Annotated in this window: 3 protein-coding genes; all 3 read right to left on the bottom strand. The window is 67.5% G+C overall.

The genetic code is table 11. The annotated features are described in order from the left end of the window. A partial coding sequence (locus tag AC1DY5_RS56900; protein WP_478122918.1) for a helix-turn-helix domain-containing protein occupies window positions 1-202 on the bottom strand: 202 nt, incomplete at its 3' end. 61 nt (window positions 203-263) lie between these two features. Beyond that, window positions 264-662 carry a 6-pyruvoyl trahydropterin synthase family protein gene (locus tag AC1DY5_RS56895; protein ID WP_478122917.1) on the bottom strand — a complete coding sequence of 133 codons (399 nt, stop codon included), beginning with the start codon at window positions 660-662 and terminating at the stop codon, window positions 264-266. 9 nt (window positions 663-671) lie between these two features. After that, on the bottom strand, window positions 672-1,012 hold a 341-nt coding region (locus tag AC1DY5_RS56890; protein ID WP_478122916.1), incomplete at its 5' end, for a radical SAM family protein.

Raw genomic sequence — 1,012 nt, 5'->3', positions numbered from 1 at the left:
CCTTCGACCAGCGCGAGTGCAGGACATGCACCGTCGCAGTGGACCAGCCCAACAACTCGGCGATCTGCGCAGCTGAGCTGCCCAGAGTCGCCCGGATGAGCACGCACTGGATGCGCTGGTACTCCGCATGACTGCCGGCTCGCTTGAGCCGTTCCGCCAAGCGCTCAACAGTCGGCTTATCCCCCACGATTAATGTCTTCATCCACGACTCCTTGAGGTTCGTGGGCTGACATCATATCTAATCTATTGAACGCAAATTGGTATCAGGCGCGCGGCGCCAGGTCCAGCACGCATTCGTCGCCCAAGGCCTCACGCCAGACCCGCACGCGCGAGGGCGCCGGCTGCATGTCGGCGAGGGCCTCGGCGATGAACACGCAGAGGTTTTCCAGTGTCGGCGCGCCCAGTCCGGGCACCTCGTCGAGCAGGTGGTGGTCGAGCCGTTCGCGCAGCGCATCCAGTCGCCGGCGCAGCAGGCCGAGGTCGACGACCATGCCGGTCCGGGCATCGCGCGGGCCGCTGACCGCGACTTCCGCGCGGTAGGTGTGGCCGTGGATGCGGCGGCTGGCTTCGGTCTCGATGGCGCGCTCGAGCGTGTGGGCGGCGTCGAAGAAAAAACGCTGGCTGACGGTGAATCGCCGGGGAATCATCTGAGGGGTCGTCATGCTTCGAAATCAGCGGATGCCGGTCAGCTTGTGGGTCTGCAGGCTCAGGCGCCAGCCGGGGCGTCTCATGCAGGTGTCGATGCACAGCGCGATGTGCTCGGCCTGCGCGGGACCGTCCATCGGCTGCAGGAAGCGGTGCGCGAAGTGGCCGCCGGCCTGCAGCGTGTCGAGGTCCAGGCCGGGCTGCGGCCACACCACCTTGAGCTCCTGGCCCGAGCGCTGCAGCCAGGGCGCGCCCGCCTTCGGGCTGATGCAGAGCCAGTCGATCCCCTCGGGGGCCGGCACGGTGCCGTTGCTTTCCACCGCGATGCGGAAGCCGCGCGCATGCAGTGCGGCGATCAGTGCGGCAT

The organism is Variovorax sp. P4_D9 (genome assembly GCF_056401695.1).
Note: the sequence above shows the minus strand (reverse complement) of the source record. Positions and strands in the feature narration are given on the sequence as shown.